This is a genomic window from Parasphingomonas halimpatiens (genome assembly GCF_036663795.1).
GTDB lineage: Bacteria > Pseudomonadota > Alphaproteobacteria > Sphingomonadales > Sphingomonadaceae > Sphingomonas.
In genome coordinates this window covers 44,649-62,746 of sequence record NZ_JAXOJP010000021.1, presented here as the reverse complement: position 1 = coordinate 62,746, position 18,098 = coordinate 44,649, and the positions used below count along the sequence as shown (strand labels likewise).

Below are 18,098 nucleotides of genomic sequence, written 5' to 3'. Positions count from 1 at the left end.
ACGGAATGGCGTGCGCATCGCCCAACATTTCAGCGCTGATCCTGCAAGAACACTTTTTTGGGCGGACGGCGACCATCCGCATTATCGTGAATTAATCACGCAAAATCAATTACTTGTCAGACAAAATGGGCTTGCAGGAACAGCGCCGGAACAGCCGTGAGAACAGCGGCGGAACAGCGGGGACAACAGCGCAGCAAACAGCCGGGAACAGCGCCTGGAACAGCCGGCCTGACATCCAACACCAACCATGAGAATGAGCCACCGCGCCGGTGCGGGCACCGTCGCGGCGCGATCTTAAAGCACCGTCGGGACGAGGGTTGAATCAGCGCACACTGCTCCAATGCCGCGACGTCGGTGGCGCGCTTAGCCAAGCCGGCGATTTGCCATAACGCGCCTAGAACGGCAGTTTCAGCGTCACCATGATACGCTTGTCGGGTTTGCCATCCGGGCTCTGCTGGGTCGCGACATAGGCGTTGGCCTGCCCCTGCCCGACCTTCGCGCCTAGGCCCGGGCCGGGGACCGGATCGTAGCGATGCGTCAACGGCACGAGGCGATAGCGCTCACCATGATCGATCCGGCCGCACACGACGACATCGCCATCCTCGACGGGCTTGGCGGCGCAGGCCGAGATCGCGTCGCGATGAACCGTCGCAACGGGACCGCTGACGGGCGGTGGGTTGGCGGGACCGGCGATGGACTGGGCAAGGACGAGCAATGCGGCGATCATGGACAGAAGCCTCCCGGTGACGCGAGACTGATACAGGGCAACGCCTCGCGCAACAGTCTTCATCGCATTGACGGCGCGGGATATTCGACGATAGTCATCGCCCATCGTAATCGCGCCGGGGGCAAGCATGGCGGACGCAACGATCGACCGGGGGAAGCGAAGATGATCGGCAGCGGCCGCGTCCTCGATGTGTTCGCAAACCAGTTCGAAGATGACGGCAAGGGCGGTTTTTTCTTCCGCCGCAACGGCGTTGGTCCGGCGGTCCGGGTCGGCGCGGCGGAGCGCGACCGCTTCGTCGAGGATTACCGACGCGGCTGGCGCCACATCACCTGGCTTCTGGTGATCGGCACGCTGGTAATATCAGCAATCAGTATCGGTGTCGTGTTGGCGCTGGACGATGCGTCCGGGATCTTCATCTACGTCCCGCTCGGCGTATGGATGGTCACCCTGCTGGCCGGGGCCTTGCTCTACGACCACCGGTTACGCATGACGCCCGTCCGCGCCCTCGCCGGCCGCCCGTCGGTCGGCAACGCCCGCAGTCGCGACGAGGCGTATGAAGTTCATTTCGTCAAACTGCGCTGGTCGCACATTTTCGCACCCGCGCTTGGCGGGCTTATCGCGCTGGCCAGCCTTACCCGCGACGTCGACATGATGCACGGCTGGGGTCGGCTGTGGCTCTTGCTCGGTGCTCTCATGGTCCTGATTTTCCTTTATGTCGCGGTTCGGAAATGGCAGGCCGCCAGCGGCAATCCTTCCGCTTGATCACAGGCCCGGCGCGCCGTAGCGATCGGGCATGACCGCCGCCACCGACCTGCCCGACGAAGCCGACGCCGCCGCCGAACTCGAGCGGCTTGCCGCCGAAATCGCGCGGCACAACCGGCTGTACCACACCGAGGACGCGCCGGAGATTTCCGACGCCGATTATGACGCGCTGATGCGGCGCAACGCCGCACTCGAAGCCGCCTGGCCGCAGCTGGTCCGTGCAGATTCGCCCTCGCGGGTGGTCGGCGCGGCGCCGGCCGGGCACCTTGCCAAGGTTGCGCATGCCCGGGCGATGATGAGCCTGGAGAATGCCTTTTCGGCCGAGGAGGTGACCGAGTTCGTCGCGCGGGTACGACGCTTCCTGAGTCTCGCCGAGGACGCGCCAGTCACGCTGACCGCGGAACCCAAGATCGACGGCCTGTCCTGCTCGCTGCGCTATGAGCAGGGCCGGCTGGTCCAGGCACTGACGCGCGGCGATGGCGCGGTGGGCGAGGACGTGACCGCCAATGTTCGCACCATCGGCGACATTCCCGAGCGACTGACCGGCCCCGCGCCGGCGGTGTTCGAGGTGCGCGGCGAGGTATATATGGCGAAGGCCGATTTCGCCGCGCTCAATGCCCGGCTGCTGAGCGAAGCCGAAGCAGCGGGCGATGCGGACAAGGCGCGGCAATTCGCCAACCCGCGCAACGCCGCCGCCGGCTCGCTGCGCCAGAAGGATGCGCGGATCACCGCCAGCCGCCCGCTGCGCTTTCTCGCGCATGGCTGGGGCGAGGCCTCGGCCGTGCCCGGCGAGACGCAGTTCGACGTGATGCACGCGATCGCCGGCTGGGGCCTGCCGGTCAGCGACCTGCTGATCCGCGCCGCCGACGGCGATGCGGCGCTGGCGCATTATGCGCGGATCGAGGCCGGGCGCGCCGACCTGCCGTTCGACATCGACGGCGTGGTCTACAAGGTCGACCGGCTCGACTGGCAGGAACGGCTGGGCGCGGTGGCGCGCGCGCCGCGCTGGGCGCTGGCGCACAAATTCCCCGCTGAGCGCGCGCAGACATTGCTCGAGCGGATCGACATCCAGGTCGGGCGCACCGGCAAGCTCACCCCCGTCGCGCGGCTGACCCCGGTCACCGTCGGCGGCGTCGTCGTGACCAACGCCACGCTGCACAATGCCGACGAGATCGCGCGGCTCGGCGTGCGCCCGGGCGACCGCGTCGTGCTGCAACGTGCCGGCGACGTCATCCCGCAGATCGTCGAGAATTTGACGCGCGACGAGCCGCGCGACCCGTGGACCTTCCCCACCCGCTGCCCGGAATGCGATTCCGACGCGGTGCGCGAGGAGGGCGAGGTCGACATCCGCTGCACCGGCGGGCTGATCTGCCCGGCACAACGCATCGAGCGGCTGCGCCACTTCGTCAGCCGCGGCGCGCTCGACATCGAGGGGCTGGGGCTCAAGCAGATCGAGGACTTCTTCCATGACGGGCTGATCCACAGCCCGGCCGACATCTTCCGGCTGACCGAGGAGCAGTTGCTGCCACGCAAGAAGGACGGCCGGGTGTGGTCGGCGAACCTGCTTGCCGCGATCGAGGCCAAGCGCAGCCCCGACCCGGCGCGCTTCCTGTTCGGGCTCGGCATCCGCCATGTCGGCGCGGTGACGGCGCGCGATCTCGTCAAGGCGTTCGGGACGGTCGAGCAGATCGCCGCGGTGGCGACGCGCGCCCATGACGAGCCCGAGGCGCGCGCCGAGCTGGAGGCGATCGACGGCATCGGCCCGGTCGTCGCCGAGGCGCTGATCGATTTCTTCGCCGAGGAGCATAACCGCGTCGCCTGGGCCGATTTGTTGTCGCAGGTGCACCCGTTGGCGTTCGTCGACGAGCGGCGCGAATCGGCGGTCAGTGGGCAGACCCTGGTGTTCACCGGCAGCATGGAGACGCTGAGTCGCGACGAGGCCAAGGCGCAGGCCGAGATGCTCGGGGCGCGGGTGGCGGGCTCGGTGTCGGCCAAGACCGACCTCGTCATCGCCGGTCCAGGTGCCGGCTCGAAGCTGAAAAAGGCCGCAGAACTGGGGATTCGCGTAATCGACGAAGCGGGATGGGCCACGATCGTCGCCGCCGCCCGGTGATGCTTTTTTGCAACGCAATATAATTCCTTAAAGTGTGACGGTGCCGCGCAGTTGACTGTCATCTACCGGACATATTTACGGAGCAAAGGCGCGCTCGTGATGCGGTGACACGAGCGCCGCGGGCAGAACGAATTGTCGTTCCAGACGCTCCTCCAGGGGGAAAGACAGACATGAAGACCAAGCTATTTACCGGGGTGGCGTTCGCCGCCATGATGATTCCGGGCGCCGCTTTTGCGCAGTCGACCGGTTCGACGGACATGGACCAGGGTGACGTCGTCGTCACCGCCGCGCGCCCGACCAAGGGCATTGCCGGTGTGCAGATTCCCGAAGGCACCAAGGCCAAGGGCGTGCTGACGCAGGAATTCATTGCCAAGCAGACCCCGGGCAACTCGATCCTCGACACGATCAACATGCTGCCGGGCGTCAGCTTCCAGAACAACGATCCGTTCGGTTCGGCCGGCGGCACGCTGACCATCCGCGGCTTCGATTCGAGCCGCATCGGCCTGACCTTCGACGGTATCCCGCTCAACGACACCGGCAACTATGCCGTCTACTCGAACCAGCAGCTCGACCCCGAGCTGATCGAGCAGGTCAACGTCAATTACGGTTCGACCGACGTCGACAGCCCCTCGGCCGCCGCTTCGGGTTCGACCGTCAACTATCGCACGATCGTGCCGACCGACAAGTTCGGCGCACGCTTCCTCGGTTCGGTCGGCGACTATAACTTCTTCCGCGTTTTCGGCCTGATCAACACCGGCGAATTCACCTCGCTCGGCACCAAGGCATGGTTCTCGGCCAGCTCGGCCAACAACCACGTCGTGTTCAACGATTTCGGCAAGATCAACAAGTCGCAGTTCAACGCGCGCATCTATCAGCCACTGGGCAGCAATGGCGACTTCCTGTCGCTGTCGGGCAACTACAACGTCAACCGCAACAACTTCTTCGGCTCGGCGCCGCTCCGCCAGGACACGAACGTCTACACGTCCTCGATCGTCGGTGGCGTGCCGACACTGGTCGCCGGCGCTGCCCGGACGCCCGGCACCGGCTCCGGCAACCGCTTCCCCGCCAGCCGCGACGAATTGCCGTATCACGTCGCGCGCTGTCAGATGGCTGTCGGGCGGACGGGCCTCGCTGATTCTCCCCTCAACGTTGCCGACGTAACCGCATCCAACAACGGCTCCGCATGCGGCAGCAGCTTCGACGAGCGTTACAACCCCTCGAACACCGGCAGCGTCCGCTTCGGCTCGAAGTTCACGCTCGCACCGAGCCTCGTGCTGACGGTCGATGCCAGCTATCAGTATACCAAGGCCAATGGCGGCGGCACGGTGACGGGCAGCGAACTCACCGGCACGCTGACCAACCCGCCTGCGACGCTGCGCCCCACCGGCAGTGTCCTCACGGGTTACCTCGGCTCGGTCAACGTCGGCCAGAACACCGGCAACACCCCGTCGCCGGGAGCTTTCAGCTACTTTACCGGCATCGACCTTAACGGCGACGGCGACAAGTTGGACACCGTTACCCTGTTGGCACCGAGCGAGACCAAGACGCATCGCTACGGCATGAACGCCTCGCTCCGCTACGAGATCAACGAGGACAACACGATCCGCGTTGCGTTCGCTTACGACCGTGGCAAGCACAAGCAGACCGGCGAGCTCGGCTACCTTCTGGCGAACGGCGTGCCGATGGACGTGTTCCCCGAGAACAACCCGATCAGGGATGCGCTCGGCAACGTTATGCAGAAGCGTGACCGCCTGTCCTATGCGACCCTGACGCAGGTATCGGGCGAATATCGCGGCAACTTCGGCGGCCTGACCGTCAACCTCGGCATTCGCGCACCGTGGTTCAAGCGTCAGCTCAACCAGCGTTGCTTCACCGTCGCGGCGAACGGCAATGTCGACTGTATCGACCAGACCCAGGTCGCTGCTTTCGCCGCCGCCAACCCGTACAGCTTCAACGCGACGACCAATCTCGTGACGGGCTTCCAGGCACCGAACTCGCGGACCTACAAGTATAACCGCGTGCTGCCGAACATCGGCCTGAGCTATAAGTTCGAGGGCGGCTTCATGGTGTTCGCGAACTATTCGAAGGGCATCCAGGTCCCGGGTACGGACAATCTGTATCAGGACATGTATTTCCCGACGAGCAGCGCGCAGGCCAATCCGACGCCGGAAACCACGGACAATTTCGACGCCGGCATCCGCTATTCGTCGCCAACCGTGCAGGCTGAAATTGGCCCGTGGTACACCAAGTTCACCAACCGCCTGGCCGGCGCGTTCGACCAGGACACCCAGACCACCATCTATCGCAACCTGGGTCGCGTGGACAAATACGGCATCGATGCGAGCATTTCCTATCGCCCGATCCGCGAACTCACGCTGTATGTCTTCGGTTCGTATCTGAAGTCGGAGATCAAGAACAACGTGCTGCTCGGCACGTGCAGCACGACCACCACCGCCAACTGCACCACGCTCGGCGCTCCGATCTATGCACTGACCGCCGGCAAGCGTGAGTCGGGTTCCCCGACCTACACCTTCGGTGGCCGCATTGCTGGTTCGCTCGGTCCGATCGACCTGGCCGTGCAGGCCAAGCGTACCGGCCCGCGTTACGTGAACGACCAGAACCTGCCCAACCTGCAGTGCACTGGCAGCGTGGTGAACTCGGCCTGCCCGACCACCTCGGTTTCGTACCAGGTCTTTGGTGCCAAGACGCCAGCGTACACCCAGGTCGACATCGATGCGCGGATCAAGATGGGCTGGGCGGGTCTTAACGACACGACCTATATCCAGCTTAACGTGCAGAATCTGTTCAACGAATATTATGTCGGCGGCTTCAGCGGCGGCCAGACGACCCAGTACACTGTGCCGTTCGTTCAGATCGGCAGCCCGCGCGCCTTCATCGCATCGCTCAACGTTCAGTTCTGATCGTTCGAGCAGGGTAGAAATCGGCCGCCGTCCCCCGGGACGGCGGCCTTTTTCTTGTCCGGCGCAGATCGGGCTTCGCCACAGCGCGATCGCGCGGTTTTGCGCTTGGCGCGCTGCCGGGGTAAGGCCGATGCGATGCCACTTCTCTCCACGCCCACGATCTTCAAACGGCCGTTCTTCGAGGACAAGGGCCGCGCCTTCTGGCGCCTCCAGGCCGCCGGGTGGAGCGGCTATCTGGTTCTGCGCAGCGTCTCGGCGCTGTCGGGCGGGCTGAAGCTGGACGCGATCGTGCCGGTGCTGATCGAATCGATCGTCGGCTATTGCATCACGCTGCTGCTGTCGGCGCTGTACGGCTATTACCGCTCCCGGCCGCGCATCGCCGCGATCATCCTGACGGTGCTGACACTGGCAGCAGCGACGTTGCTCTACGCGATTCTCGACGCGTTCAGCTTCTCGATGATGAAGCCGGTCGCGCCGGGGCTCAACATCAAGGCGGTGCTGGCGGCGCTGTTCCTCAACTTCACCGTGCTGGCAGGCTGGTCCGCGCTCTATTTCGGGATTAACTTCTACCTGATCGTCGAGGCGCAGGCCGACCAGATGCAGCTGCTCGAGGTGCAATCGAGCACCGCGCAGCTGGCGATGCTGCGCTATCAGCTCAACCCGCATTTCCTGTTCAACACGCTCAATTCGATCTCGACGCTGGTGCTGCTCAAGCAGACCGAGCGCGCCAATGCGATGCTCAGCCGGCTGTCGTCGTTCCTGCGCTATACGCTCGCCAACGAGCCGACGGCGCATGTCACGCTGGCGCAGGAGGTCGAGACGCTGAAACTCTATCTCGAAATCGAGAAGATGCGTTTCGAGCACCGGCTGCGCCCGAGTTTCGACATCGACGTACGCGTTGCGAAGGCGCGCCTGCCGTCGCTGCTGCTCCAGCCGCTGGTCGAAAACGCCATCAAATATGCCGTGACGCCGCAGGAAGATGGCGCCGAAATCGCGGTCGTCGCGCGGCTCGCCGGAGACAGGGTGCAGATCGCCGTATCGGACACCGGACCGGGGTTGCACGAAATGAAAGCACGTTCATCCCTTTCAACCGGGGTCGGCCTTGCCAATATAAGGGAGCGACTGGTGCAGGCTTATGGCCCCGACCATCGCTTCGAGACGCGGTCCATCCCGGGCGGCGGGTTCGGAGTGGAAATTGAAATTCCGTTCCAGCTCGAGGAACCGACAAGAGAGGTCGCATGACGATTCGAACGATTTTGGTGGATGACGAGCCCCTGGCAATCCAGGGCCTCGAACTTCGCCTGCAGGCTTTCGACGATGTCGAAATCGTCGAGAAATGCCAGAATGGCCGCGAGGCAATCCGCGCGATCAAGACCCACAAGCCCGATCTGGTGTTTCTCGACATTCAGATGCCGGGTTTCGACGGCTTCTCCGTCGTGCAGGGCCTGATGGAGGTCGAGCCGCCGCTGTTCGTCTTCGTCACCGCTTATTCCGACCATGCGCTCAAGGCGTTCGAGGCGCAGGCGGTCGACTATCTGATGAAGCCGGTCGAGGAATCGCGGCTCGCCGACACGCTCGACCGCGTGCGCCAGCGCCTAGCCGAGAAGCGCGGCGTCGAGGAAGTCGAGAAGCTGCGCGAGGTGCTGGCCGATGTCGCCCCCGAGGCGGCGGCCGACATTGCCGACGGCACCGACCAGGTGCAGGCCAACCGCTTCGAGAAGCTGATCAACATCAAGGATCGCGGACAGATCTTCCGCGTCGATGTCGACACGATCGAGCGGATCGATGCGGCCGGCGATTATATGTGCATCTATACCGGCGACAATACGCTGATCCTGCGCGAGACGATGAAGGATCTCGAAAAGCGGCTCGACCCGCGGCGTTTCCAGCGCGTGCACCGCTCGACGATCGTCAATCTCGACCTCGTCAAGGAGGTGAAGCCGCACACCAATGGCGAATGCTTCCTGGTGCTGGCGTCGAACGCGCAGGTGAAAGTCTCGCGCAGCTATCGCGACGTCGTCGCGCGGTTCGTGCACTGATAAAGACGTGCTTCCCCCGCGCGGGAAGCGCTTTCCTCGCGCGGCGCCTCAAAGTCCTTGGGGAAAGCGTCAATCTGGGTTAATCGTCGCGCCGCTTTCTGCGGGGGCGGAGCGGGACCGATGAGCGACAAGGCTGGTATCTTCGCACGGCTGCATCAGCCCGGCGATCCGGTAATATTGTACAATGCATGGGACGCGGGCAGCGCCAGGGCGGTCGTGCGCGCGGGCGCGAAGGCGGTTGCCACCGGCAGCTGGTCGGTCGCCGCGGCATGGGGTTATGACGATGGCGAGCAGGTGCCGCTCGACCTGGTGCTGACCAACGCCACGCGGATCGCCGATGCCGTCAGCCAGCCAGTGACGATCGATTTCGAAGGCGGTTATGCCGTCGCGCCGGACGATGTCGCGGCCAACATGGCGCGGCTGGCGCGCACCGGCGTGATCGGGTGCAATTTCGAGGATCAGGTGGTCGGCGGTAGTGGCCTCCACCCGATCGATCTCCAGGCGCGGCGCATCGCCGCCGCCCGGCGTGGGGCGGGTGCCACCTTCTTCATCAACGCGCGCACCGATATCTTCCTGCAGGCGCCGTTCGACAGCCATGATGACGCAATGGTCGATGAAGCGATCGCGCGGGCGCATGCTTATGCCGCGGCCGGCGCCAGCGGCTTCTTCGCGGCCGGTCTTGGCGATCTTGCCCTGCTCAGGAAGCTGTGCGCGGCGGTAACGCTGCCGGTCAACGTCATCCCGCTGCCGGGCGGCCCCGATATCCGGGCGCTCGCCGACGCGGGCGTGGCGCGGGTCAGCTATGGTCCGCGGCCTTATCGCATCATGCTGAAGGCCGTCGAGGAAGCGGCCCAGGCGGCGTTCGACTGGGATGCGGCACCCGCCCCGGCGACGCCAGGCAGGCCTAGTCCGCCGCTGCGTCCGCGGCGGGTCGCTCGAACCAGGCCTCGACCGGTCCCGACAGTTTGAGCGTCAGCGGCTGACCGTGCCGGTCGACCTTCTTGCCCAGCGCAACGCGAATCCAGCCTTCCGACAGCGAATATTCCTCGACGTCGTGGCGTTGCAGCCCCTTGAAGCGGATGCCGATGCCGCGTGACAGCGCGGACTGATCGAAAAAGGCGCTGCGCGGGTTGATGCACAGCCGGTCGGGCGGGGTGTCGGTGATATCGCTCATGATGGCGCCTCATGGCGCAAAAAGGCGCCCATTTCCACGCGAAAACGGCGCGGAAGCGATCCGCGCCGTTCGCTATCGTCCGCGGCGACGATCAGTCGCAGACGCGCACCCGCATGTAACGATCATAATAACGATCGTAGCGATTCTCGATCCAGCAGCGCCGGTCGTAATAGCCGTTGCGGCGGTAGTTATCGGCGTAATAGCCATCGTTCGGATAATAGCCGTGGCTGCGGTAATAATAGCCGTCATAGTCCGGGCGATAACCGCGATCGCGGTAATAGACCTCACGGTCACGGTTGTTGCCCGAAGCGATGGCAGCACCGATCGCCAGACCGGCGATGCCGCCGATCAACGCCGCGCCGGCGGCGTCGCCGTCACCATGGTGGCGATAGCCGCCACGCCAATGCTGTGCGTCCGCCGGTACCGCTGCACCCAGCGCCGTTGCTGCAAGCACCGCGCCGAGGCCGATCTTCTTTACAATGCCGTTCATGATGAAGCTCCTTCGTTCCAGCAAAGCCCATGTTCCGCGCCCTGACCAACGCCGGGTGGACCAGCTTGTTGCACCTGTTAGGCGATTCGCGCTGAACCGTCACGGAATGCGCCGTTCAGCCGTGGTTTAGGCGCGCGCTCGCGCTGCCGGGTGATTTTCGCCACGATCGAGCCACTTCGCCTTTTTCGGAAGCGAAAATGCGCTACGTTGGCGCGTGATGAATGCCGAACGATTCAACCGATTGACCCCGCGCCAGGCCGAGTGCCTGCGGTTGCTTGCCCGGCCGATGCGGCCGAAGGAGATCGCACTCGCGCTCGGCCTGTCGGTACGCACGGTCGAGGGCTATATCGCCGAAGCCGTCGAGCGGCTCGAGGCGAGTGGATCGCTGGCGGCAGCGCGGGCCTTTGCCGATTGGGAACAGGCACAGCGCCTGGCAGTTCCCCGCGCAACCTCGGGGGAAGCACCCCCGTTAAATCTACCCGGGCAGGATTCGCGGGTTGAAGCAACCGGCCCCGGCACCGCACCCAGTCCCTCGTCCGCCGCACCGGCTTTCGGTGCGACGGCGATCATCGGGAGGCAGGTCACCCTATCGAGCTGGCAGCGCAACGTCATCATCATCGCCCTCACCATCGGCACCATCGTCTCGGTGCTGCTGCTTGTCGCGGGCGGTGAAGGTATCGCGGCATTGCGCAACAGCTGGGTTGCCAACCACCCGACCTTGCATCGGTAGCCGCCGGCCTGGGCCGCGCGGCAGGGGGAGTGGAACATGAAGCATCTGCACAACGAACGTCTCGACGCCGGTCGCGCCATCGCCTCGCCGCTACACGCGCTCGAGGCGAGCCTCGACGTCGCCATCGGCCATGCCGGCGAACTGATGATCGCGATGTCGATGGGGCGCAAGCGCGCCAAGCTGTCGGCGGTCTATGGCGCCGACGCCTTTGATGCGCTGGGCGAGGCCGCTGCGGGGCTGTTCGCCGGTCGCGCCCGTACCGTCGCGCTGCATCGCACGCTCGATGGGCTGCGCGCTGATCTCGGGCTCCCGGCGCGAGCCTATGGCGACGAATCGCATAAGCCGGATGGCTTTACCGGCCTCGCCGCGGGACAGGCGGAGAGCGCGTCGAACACGGCAGCCGCACCGACGCTGCGCATTGCGATTTAAAGGAGCAAGACGGGTGATCCGGCACTTCGACCTGCTGCGTCGTGTCGCCCGCCGCTGCCTCCGGCGCGTCCCGATATCATGAACGGTCCGCTTGATTTCAACATCTTGCAGGCATTGGTGTCGGGATATGCCCTGTGGCGGGGTGGCGCGCCGGAGCGCTGGGCGGGCACATTGCTCGCCCTCGCCGCGGCAGCGACCTATTTTTCCTACACCTCATTCGAAGTGCGCTTCCGCTCGGTCGAGGCCGGTGTGCTGGTCGTCGATCTGACGCTGACCACCGCCCTGTGGCTGCTGGCGCTGCGCTCCAACAGGATTTGGCCGATGTTCGTAACCGCATTGCAATTCGCCTCGACTCTGGTGCACATCTCCAAGGCGGTCGATCTGGGCATGTCGCCCTGGGCATATCATTTCCTGCTCAAGATCGGCGGCTATCCGATCCTGCTCGCGCTGTTCGTCGGCACGTTCCGCCATGACGCGCGCGTGCGCCGCTACGGCGTGGATCTGCCATGGGCGGCATGATCATACCCGACATGCTGCAGCGACGCGACACCGCGAAGCTGCACCTGCGCGCCACCACCGCGCCACTGCCCGACGGCAGCATGGTTTTCGCCGATGTTGCAACGCGCGGCGATGCGGCGGCCGGCGCTGCACCGGGCGAGCGCGCCCGCGCGATCTACGAAGCACGACGGCGGCGCGACACCATGCTCGGTAACGCTGGCCCGCTGTTCCACGACCCGGCATGGGATATCATGCTCGACCTTTTCGTCCGAGGTGAGCAGCAGGAAGTGGTCTCGGTCTCAAGCGCGTGCGTCGCGTCCTGCGCACCGCACAGCACCGCACTGCGCTGTCTCAAGGCGATGGAGCGAAAGGGGCTGGTCGCGTTCGAGCGCGACCCATTCGACAAACGCCGCCGCTTCGTCGCGCTGAACCGCGACATGCGCGATCGCATGGCCGACTGGCTGGCGGAGTGTTAGCAAAGCCTGGCAATTGCGGCCCGGCCGGTCGCAGCGAGATCGCGCGACGATATCCGCTCGGTCTAGGCTGCGGCCGCTCTGGCGGCGGCGTGATCGAGGATCGTCTGCTCGATGACCCTCGCATTTCGCGCCCAGCCATAATCCTCGAGATAACCGTCCCAATCCGGGACAATGCCGTTTTCCAGCCAGTCGCAGAGCCCTGCGCGAATCGAAGCAACATCGTCGGGCTCGACCCATATTCCCAGGCGATATTGCTTTATCACGGTCTCAGTGGTCGCGGAGCCGCTCGAGATCAGGCACGGCTTGCGATAATTGACCGTCACGCCGAGTGCCGCGCTCGATGAGACGAAGCGGCGGGCATAGACCAGCAGCGAAAGATCGCTCGCCGCCATCAGATTGGCCGTATCCTCGACGCTGACAAAGCGGTTGATCCAGCGGCAGCGGTCCGCGCATCCCAGTTCGGCGGCAAGATCCTGATAGAAGGACAAGGGCCGGTTGCCGCCCGCCTGTTCCGAGCCGGCAACGATGAGATAGATATTGGGCAGATCGGCGATCGCCCGAATGACCAGGTCGATATTCTTGTTGTCGCGGACGTAACCGAACGAGGTCAGCATCACCGCGCCGTCCGGAATACCGAGCGAGCGGCGCACTTCGGCGGTCGTCTGGGTCGGATCGGGGAAATGATGAATGCCGTAGGGCAGCCAGACGACATCGACCGCGGCCGGGACCGGGACCGGATCGAAAGTGTGGACGAACACGGCATCGAGCATGTTGAACGCGACATCGACCGACCAGCGGTGCCACCAGGCCGGTCCGACGGCATAATCGCGTACCGGATCATGCAGCACGCTGAAGAAGCGTACGCCCGCACGTCGCAAGCGGCGCATGCGCCATGCCCAGAGCGGCGCGAGATATTCGCTGAAATGCGTCAACACGGCGTCAGAGCGTCGTTCGGCGACGTGCCGCGCCACGATCCGCGCATTGGCCAGCAACCCGGTGGCGATCTGAATCGCGCGCACCACTTTCCAGCGCGAGAAGCGGCGCGGCCTGGCATCATAGAGGACAGGCTTCACGACATAGGTCGGCGTGCGGCCATCGAGATAGGAAGGCGGGCACAGCAGCTCGACGTCGATGCCTCGCTCGACAAGCGCTGTTGCCTGATCATGCGCGTAATCGGCAATGCCGCCGGCGGCGAGTTCGCACCAGATGGTCAGCTTCATGTCATGGCCTCGATCAACTGGCCGGCCACGATATCGGGCGCAAAACGCTGCACCGCGCCGTTCGTCGCTTCGGCATGGCGCGCAACCATCGCGGGCGAGGCAAGATATCGCCCGATCGCGGCCGCGATCGCCGGCCCGGTGACCTCCGGCAGCAACAGCCCATCGACATCGTCGCGCACCACCTCGCCGCAGTGCCGCGACGCGATCACCGGAAGGCCGTGCGATGATGCTTCGAGCTGGGTCAGGCCGAAACCGTCCGACAGGCTCGGCAGAATGAACAGGTCGGCCGCCGCATAATGCGTCGCCGCGGCACTGCGCGAGACCGCGCCATGCCGTACGACCTTCGGGTTGGCGAGAATTTCGGGCGGGAAGTCGATCCCCGCGCCGCCGACGAGGTGGAACTCGACGGGGGCGGCGGCCAGCAACTCGGCGGCGTCGAGCAACGCGCCAATGCCCTTGCGAACCACCAGCGAGCCTAGGAACAGCACTCGCAGCGGCCGCGCCGCGTCGAACTTCGCGGGATAGTGCCTCGTCGCAACATTGCGCTGCGCATCATAGGCGAGCGGCACCACCGCGAGCTTGGCGGGCTCGATGCCCGCCGCCGCCAGCCCGTCGCGCGCCCAGGGCGAATTCACCACGACATGATCGGCAAGCGCGCATTCCTCACGCCAGCGCGACCAGTAAGCAGCGGGCGCGCACTCCCAGTCAGGCCGAAGTCGGGCCTGTCGTTCAACCGCATCGGCGACGATATTCTCTTCCGTGATCGCCGGGTCGATCTGGCCCAGTACCGTCCGGCAGCCCGCGTCGCGCGCCGCCCGCAGAATCTCGAGCGCAGCATAGCTATAGGCAAAAACCGTCGGCCGGTCCGCCAACAGCCGCTTGTCGCGCATCCGGGCGACGACATGCTTCTCGAACCAGGCGTTGCGCAGCATGATCGCCGGCCAGCCCGCCGGAGCTCGCCGCTGCAACCGACCGGCGAGCTCGAACGCGATGGCCGAGGCGGTGAAATGCTCGACCGGCGCAGCGGCAAGATCGGGTGAAAAGCGATCGGCGAACTTGCGCCCCAACGGCCCGGGAGCGCGCGCCGCGACGCCACCCGGAGGCGCCCATGCCTCGGTGACCAGCGCGCGCAGCAAGCCGCGGCGATGAAAGGCGCGGGGCAGGATATAATGCTCGCGTGCGCCGAGCTGGCAGAACAGCCAGGCATCGCTTCGCGCCATCACGCCGCGCCCCACAGCTTGTCGAGAAACGCCGCGCCCGAATGGCTCGCCCGTGCCAGCTCGGCACGCGCCCGCGCGGCGGCGCGATAGCGCGGATAGTCGTCGGCCATCTCGGTGATCGCCGCGCACAGCCCCGCCACGTCGCCATCATCCACCCCGGCGCCGGCGCCGACTTCGCGGACGAGATCCTCGCACCACGTATCGCGCGTGTAGATCACCGGCACGCCCGCCGTCACCGCCTCGACCGCCACCCCGGAGATGCGCGCAAAATAGGAGGCGCGGCGATAGGGCAGCAACATCACATCGGCCGACGCCACTGCCGCGTCATAGTCCTCGGAGGACATGGACTGCTCGATCAGCGTGACATGCGGGTCTGCGCGCAACGCCGGATCGGGCGCGTAAAGCGCACCGTCGGCATCATGGATCGGCGCGTTCCACTGGATGACGAAGCGCGCCGTGCCGTCGGGATGCGCGGCTCGATACGCCTTGATCGCCTCCTGCATTACATCGATGCCCTTTTCGAACCGTGCCGGTCCGAGGCAACTGAAGGTCACGGGCGCGCCGGTCGCACGATCATCAGCGGCGAGATCGTCATAGGCGGCGACGCGCGGACTCGGCCATATGTCGGGCGTGATGCCGCAGAGCAGGCGATATTCGGTCGCAAGGCGCGCGCTGTCGGTGACAAACAAGGCACGGCCGCGCGCAATCAACCCGGCATAGCTGCGCAGCGCATATTTGAGGATCGCGGTCGAACGCTTGAACACGGGTGTCGTGCTGCCCGGCGCGTACGACCCGGCATTGTTGCGGAACAGCAGCGCGATGCGCTTCACGCCACGCCCGCCATGGCGCAGCATCAGCAGCCGCCAGCCGATGACATGGTGGATCACCACCGTCGGCGCGAACAGCAGATCGAAGGGGCCATGCTCCTTCACGAAGCGGCTCATCACGCGGTAGACGTACCAATTGTGCTGTACGATCCCGAGATAGCGCCGCCACGCCTGCGGGTGGTTGTAAACCCCATCCCAGTTGCTGCGCGCGAACAGTGGATAAGCACCCAGTTCGGCAACGATCGCGGGGTCGGTGTCGGCATGGCAGACGACCAGCGTCTCGCCGCCCGCGCGCGCATTCAGCTCGGCGACCGATTTCACATATTCGTAGAAATGCGCCGCCTGGTTCTTCAGCGCCTCCTCGACGACGAGCAGGCGGCGGCCGGGACGTTGCGTCATCGAATCAGCCCAGATCGGCGACGCAGGACCCGTCCAGTCCTCCGCGCATGCTTTCGCGATAGAGATAATGGTAGAGCGGCGCCGCCTGCTTCGCGTAAAGCTCGCGCATCCGCCGCCGTGCAGCACCGCCAAAGGGCAACGCGATCACGCGCAACAGCCCGGCGAGCAGGGTAGCGGTCCAGGCGCGCAGCAGAAAGGCGCGCGGATGGGCGACCGAAGCGGCGATCGATGCATCGCACTCGGCCTTCAATGCCGGCGAGCACTGGCGCGCAGCCACCGCCTCGGCAACGACCTGCGCAGCGAAATCATGATAGCCATGGACCAGCAGCAGCGCGACGATCTTGACCAGCGCGCCCTCCCCGTGCGCCGCGATGCGCGCCTGCAAGGCGGCAGCGTCGCGGAAATAGATCACGTCGGCCCAGATCAGCTGCGGGCGCGAGCGCGGGCCGAGCACCTTGTTGGTGCGCACCCAATGCTCGCGGATCAGCTGGAACAGCGTGAAACCATGCCCGCGCAGGAAGATATCGATGTCGGCGAACAGCGGCGCGCCGATGTTGCGCTCGACGAACGCCGCCTCGACCTGCAGACCGATCGCACTGTCCAGCGCGCGCTCGGCGCCCTTGAGAACATCGAGATCGGCGCCCTCGACATCGGTCTTGATGAAATCGGGTGTCCACTCCGGGCGACCGGCAAGGCAGGTGTCGAGCCGGTCGACCGACACCTCGTCAGTACCCGCGCTCTCATGCCACGGCCAGGGACCGAAGGTGCCCAGCACCGCCTTGTTGGGCGGGTAGAGCGATGAAGCGAACGGCCCGACCGTCAAATGCAGCGTCTTGCGGCCCTGCTCGTTGGCCAGCGCGGTGGACAGCGCGAGCATTTCGAACGGGCCGTCGTCGCTATGGGTCTCGATCGAGCGCTCGTCGGGCTCGAATGTCAGGAAACGGCAGGTCCGTTCGCCCAGCTGGAGCCAGCGCGGATCGGGACCGAACACCGCGCCGACATCGACGATCGTCAGCGGGTTGGCAACGAGCCGCTCGCGAAGGCCATCACTCAGCCGCACCTGCCCCGAGGGTAGAAGCGCCTCGAAGAAGCCGTAAAATGCCGATTTGACCGCCGCCTTCACGCCGCGCCTGCGCGATCCAGGTCGGCATTGTACCAGTCGACGGTCTTTTTCAGGCCGTCGCGGATCGAGGTCTCGGCGGTCCAGCCGAGCACGTCACGCACCTTGGTGACGTCGAGCATGCGCTTGCGCACGCCGACGAACTTGTTGTTGTTGTAGACGATCTCGCCCTTGAAGCCCGCCGCTTCCTTGATCCAGTGCGCAATGTCGGAAATCGCATAGGCGTCGCCCATGCCGAGGTTGAGCGCCGGCTCGGTCGAATGCAGCGCCGCCTTGATGATCCCGTCGGCGGCATCCTCAACGAGCAGGAATTCGCGTTGCTGCTCACCCGTCCCCCACACCTCGACGGTGGGTGTTCCCGCCCGCGCCGCGCGGACGAACTTGCCGACCAGCGCGCCGACGACATGGCTGTTCTCGGCAAAGCTGTCGCCACCGCCATAGACCGTCGGCAGCACGACGCTGGTCGAGGTCAGGCCGTGTTCCTGCTTGTAGGCGCGCTGGCCGATCAGCAGCGCCTTCTTGGTAAAGGCATAGGCGAACAGATAGTCCTCGGGCTCATGCCCCCAAAGTTCGCTCTCGGGGTGCGGATGCTCGGTCGAGGGATAGAGGCAATAGGAGACGATCGACGTCATCTTCGCCTTGGGGAAGAAGCGCCGCCAGCCCTCCAGGATATTGATGTTGATCGCCATGTTGACGTGGAACTGCGTCGCCGGGTGATGCACCGGCCAGTCCCCTGCCTTGTAGAGCGCAGCGAGGTGGATGATGTGATCGCACTCGAAGGTCCATTGCAGGTTCTCGAGATACGACCACAGCGCATCCTTGTCGGCCAGATTGACCGCCTTGCTGCCCAGCGCGACGATGTTCGCCTCGGGAAAGCGCCGGGCGATCTCGCGCACCAGCGTCTGCCCGACGAACCCCGTCGCCCCGGTAACGATGACGTTCTTCATCGCCTC

Annotated in this window: 19 protein-coding genes; 11 read left to right on the top strand and 8 right to left on the bottom strand. The window is 65.3% G+C overall.

Annotated elements, in window-relative coordinates; genetic code table 11:
• Window positions 1–10 precede the first annotated feature (10 nt).
• Entirely contained in the window at window positions 11–160 is a 150-nt protein-coding gene (locus U1839_RS18440; RefSeq protein ID WP_332805042.1) for a hypothetical protein, read from the top strand.
• A 234-nt stretch (window positions 161–394) separates the two neighbouring features.
• Here the strand turns inward: U1839_RS18440 and U1839_RS18435 are convergent, their stop codons facing one another.
• Entirely contained in the window at window positions 395–727 is a 333-nt protein-coding gene (locus U1839_RS18435) for a hypothetical protein (RefSeq protein ID WP_332805041.1), read from the bottom strand.
• A gap of 162 nt (window positions 728–889) precedes the next feature.
• Here U1839_RS18435 and U1839_RS18430 point away from each other — a divergent pair, with 162 nt between their 5' ends.
• The 6 genes from U1839_RS18430 (at window position 890) to U1839_RS18405 (ending at window position 9,531) form a co-directional block, all read left to right on the top strand.
• Window positions 890–1,489: a hypothetical protein gene (locus tag U1839_RS18430; protein WP_332805040.1), complete on the top strand. Its 600-nt coding sequence runs from the start codon at window positions 890–892 to the stop codon at window positions 1,487–1,489.
• A 49-nt stretch (window positions 1,490–1,538) separates the two neighbouring features.
• A complete protein-coding gene (ligA, locus tag U1839_RS18425) occupies window positions 1,539–3,602 on the top strand; it encodes an NAD-dependent DNA ligase LigA (protein ID WP_443030638.1) in 2,064 nt (687 codons plus the stop codon).
• A 170-nt stretch (window positions 3,603–3,772) separates the two neighbouring features.
• Window positions 3,773–6,523, top strand: a complete 2,751-nt coding sequence (locus U1839_RS18420) for a TonB-dependent receptor (RefSeq protein ID WP_332805038.1) — start codon at window positions 3,773–3,775, stop codon at window positions 6,521–6,523.
• 135 nt (window positions 6,524–6,658) lie between these two features.
• Window positions 6,659–7,765, top strand: coding sequence for a sensor histidine kinase (locus U1839_RS18415; protein WP_332805037.1), 1,107 nt, complete (start codon window positions 6,659–6,661; stop codon window positions 7,763–7,765).
• Window positions 7,762–8,562: a LytR/AlgR family response regulator transcription factor gene (locus U1839_RS18410; RefSeq protein WP_281127391.1), complete on the top strand. Its 801-nt coding sequence runs from the start codon at window positions 7,762–7,764 to the stop codon at window positions 8,560–8,562. Before U1839_RS18415 ends, U1839_RS18410 begins: the two co-directional genes overlap by 4 nt.
• 120 nt (window positions 8,563–8,682) lie before the next feature.
• Window positions 8,683–9,531 (top strand): isocitrate lyase/PEP mutase family protein, encoded by an 849-nt coding sequence (locus U1839_RS18405; protein ID WP_332805036.1) that lies wholly within the window; start codon window positions 8,683–8,685, stop codon window positions 9,529–9,531.
• Here the strand turns inward: U1839_RS18405 and U1839_RS18400 are convergent.
• Both U1839_RS18400 and U1839_RS18395 read right to left on the bottom strand, forming a co-directional pair.
• Complete coding sequence (locus U1839_RS18400; protein ID WP_332805059.1) at window positions 9,467–9,727, bottom strand: DUF3297 family protein; 261 nt, start codon at window positions 9,725–9,727, stop codon at window positions 9,467–9,469. The genes U1839_RS18405 and U1839_RS18400 overlap by 65 nt on opposite strands.
• Window positions 9,728–9,827: 100 nt before the next feature.
• Window positions 9,828–10,226, bottom strand: a complete 399-nt coding sequence (locus U1839_RS18395; RefSeq protein WP_332805035.1) for a hypothetical protein — start codon at window positions 10,224–10,226, stop codon at window positions 9,828–9,830.
• 217 nt (window positions 10,227–10,443) lie between these two features.
• Here U1839_RS18395 and U1839_RS18390 point away from each other — a divergent pair, with 217 nt between their 5' ends.
• The 4 genes from U1839_RS18390 to U1839_RS18375 all read left to right on the top strand — a co-directional run bounded on the left by U1839_RS18390 (window position 10,444) and on the right by U1839_RS18375 (window position 12,359).
• The gene (locus U1839_RS18390) at window positions 10,444–10,956 is read left to right on the top strand and encodes a helix-turn-helix domain-containing protein (protein ID WP_332805034.1); all 513 of its coding nucleotides are present in this window, start codon (window positions 10,444–10,446) and stop codon (window positions 10,954–10,956) included.
• 36 nt (window positions 10,957–10,992) lie between these two features.
• Window positions 10,993–11,385, top strand: coding sequence for a hypothetical protein (locus U1839_RS18385; RefSeq protein ID WP_332805033.1), 393 nt, complete (start codon window positions 10,993–10,995; stop codon window positions 11,383–11,385).
• 78 nt (window positions 11,386–11,463) lie between these two features.
• Entirely contained in the window at window positions 11,464–11,904 is a 441-nt protein-coding gene (locus U1839_RS18380) for a hypothetical protein (RefSeq protein ID WP_281127396.1), read from the top strand.
• Window positions 11,892–12,359, top strand: coding sequence for a MarR family transcriptional regulator (locus U1839_RS18375; RefSeq protein WP_332805032.1), 468 nt, complete (start codon window positions 11,892–11,894; stop codon window positions 12,357–12,359). The genes U1839_RS18380 and U1839_RS18375 overlap by 13 nt, the downstream gene beginning before the upstream one ends.
• Before the next feature lie 62 nt (window positions 12,360–12,421).
• On the opposite strand, the gene U1839_RS18370 is transcribed toward U1839_RS18375, so the two are convergent.
• Genes U1839_RS18370 through U1839_RS18350 form a run of 5 tightly spaced genes read right to left on the bottom strand, consistent with a single transcriptional unit; the run spans window position 12,422 to window position 18,092 of the window.
• Complete coding sequence (locus U1839_RS18370) at window positions 12,422–13,579, bottom strand: glycosyltransferase family 4 protein (protein ID WP_332805031.1); 1,158 nt, start codon at window positions 13,577–13,579, stop codon at window positions 12,422–12,424.
• The gene (locus tag U1839_RS18365; RefSeq protein ID WP_332805030.1) at window positions 13,576–14,799 is read right to left on the bottom strand and encodes a glycosyltransferase family 4 protein; all 1,224 of its coding nucleotides are present in this window, start codon (window positions 14,797–14,799) and stop codon (window positions 13,576–13,578) included. The genes U1839_RS18370 and U1839_RS18365 overlap by 4 nt, the downstream gene beginning before the upstream one ends.
• Window positions 14,799–16,025 carry a glycosyltransferase gene (locus U1839_RS18360; protein WP_332805029.1) on the bottom strand — a complete coding sequence of 409 codons (1,227 nt, stop codon included), beginning with the start codon at window positions 16,023–16,025 and terminating at the stop codon, window positions 14,799–14,801. The genes U1839_RS18365 and U1839_RS18360 overlap by 1 nt, the downstream gene beginning before the upstream one ends.
• Window positions 16,026–16,029: 4 nt before the next feature.
• Window positions 16,030–17,148 carry an FkbM family methyltransferase gene (locus U1839_RS18355; RefSeq protein ID WP_332805028.1) on the bottom strand — a complete coding sequence of 373 codons (1,119 nt, stop codon included), beginning with the start codon at window positions 17,146–17,148 and terminating at the stop codon, window positions 16,030–16,032.
• Window positions 17,145–18,092, bottom strand: a complete 948-nt coding sequence (locus tag U1839_RS18350; RefSeq protein ID WP_332805027.1) for an NAD-dependent epimerase/dehydratase family protein — start codon at window positions 18,090–18,092, stop codon at window positions 17,145–17,147. Before U1839_RS18350 ends, U1839_RS18355 begins: the two co-directional genes overlap by 4 nt.
• Between the last annotated feature and the right edge of the window lie 6 nt (window positions 18,093–18,098).

What these genes read in the sequence shown, in the direction of transcription:
- U1839_RS18410 (WP_281127391.1), top strand. Translation starts at nt 7,762, where the DNA reads ATGACGATTCGAACGATTTTGGTGGATGACGAGCCCCTGGCAATCCAG.
- U1839_RS18430 (WP_332805040.1), top strand. Translation starts at nt 890, where the DNA reads ATGATCGGCAGCGGCCGCGTCCTCGATGTGTTCGCAAACCAGTTCGAA.
- U1839_RS18420 (WP_332805038.1), top strand. Translation starts at nt 3,773, where the DNA reads ATGAAGACCAAGCTATTTACCGGGGTGGCGTTCGCCGCCATGATGATT.
- U1839_RS18365 (WP_332805030.1), bottom strand. Translation starts at nt 14,799, where the DNA reads ATGGCGCGAAGCGATGCCTGGCTGTTCTGCCAGCTCGGCGCACGCGAG.
- U1839_RS18350 (WP_332805027.1), bottom strand. Translation starts at nt 18,092, where the DNA reads ATGAAGAACGTCATCGTTACCGGGGCGACGGGGTTCGTCGGGCAGACG.
- U1839_RS18395 (WP_332805035.1), bottom strand. Translation starts at nt 10,226, where the DNA reads ATGAACGGCATTGTAAAGAAGATCGGCCTCGGCGCGGTGCTTGCAGCA.
- U1839_RS18385 (WP_332805033.1), top strand. Translation starts at nt 10,993, where the DNA reads ATGAAGCATCTGCACAACGAACGTCTCGACGCCGGTCGCGCCATCGCC.
- U1839_RS18390 (WP_332805034.1), top strand. Translation starts at nt 10,444, where the DNA reads ATGAATGCCGAACGATTCAACCGATTGACCCCGCGCCAGGCCGAGTGC.
- U1839_RS18370 (WP_332805031.1), bottom strand. Translation starts at nt 13,579, where the DNA reads ATGAAGCTGACCATCTGGTGCGAACTCGCCGCCGGCGGCATTGCCGAT.
- U1839_RS18380 (WP_281127396.1), top strand. Translation starts at nt 11,464, where the DNA reads ATGAACGGTCCGCTTGATTTCAACATCTTGCAGGCATTGGTGTCGGGA.
- U1839_RS18405 (WP_332805036.1), top strand. Translation starts at nt 8,683, where the DNA reads ATGAGCGACAAGGCTGGTATCTTCGCACGGCTGCATCAGCCCGGCGAT.
- U1839_RS18435 (WP_332805041.1), bottom strand. Translation starts at nt 727, where the DNA reads ATGATCGCCGCATTGCTCGTCCTTGCCCAGTCCATCGCCGGTCCCGCC.
- U1839_RS18375 (WP_332805032.1), top strand. Translation starts at nt 11,892, where the DNA reads ATGGGCGGCATGATCATACCCGACATGCTGCAGCGACGCGACACCGCG.
- U1839_RS18360 (WP_332805029.1), bottom strand. Translation starts at nt 16,025, where the DNA reads ATGACGCAACGTCCCGGCCGCCGCCTGCTCGTCGTCGAGGAGGCGCTG.
- U1839_RS18415 (WP_332805037.1), top strand. Translation starts at nt 6,659, where the DNA reads ATGCCACTTCTCTCCACGCCCACGATCTTCAAACGGCCGTTCTTCGAG.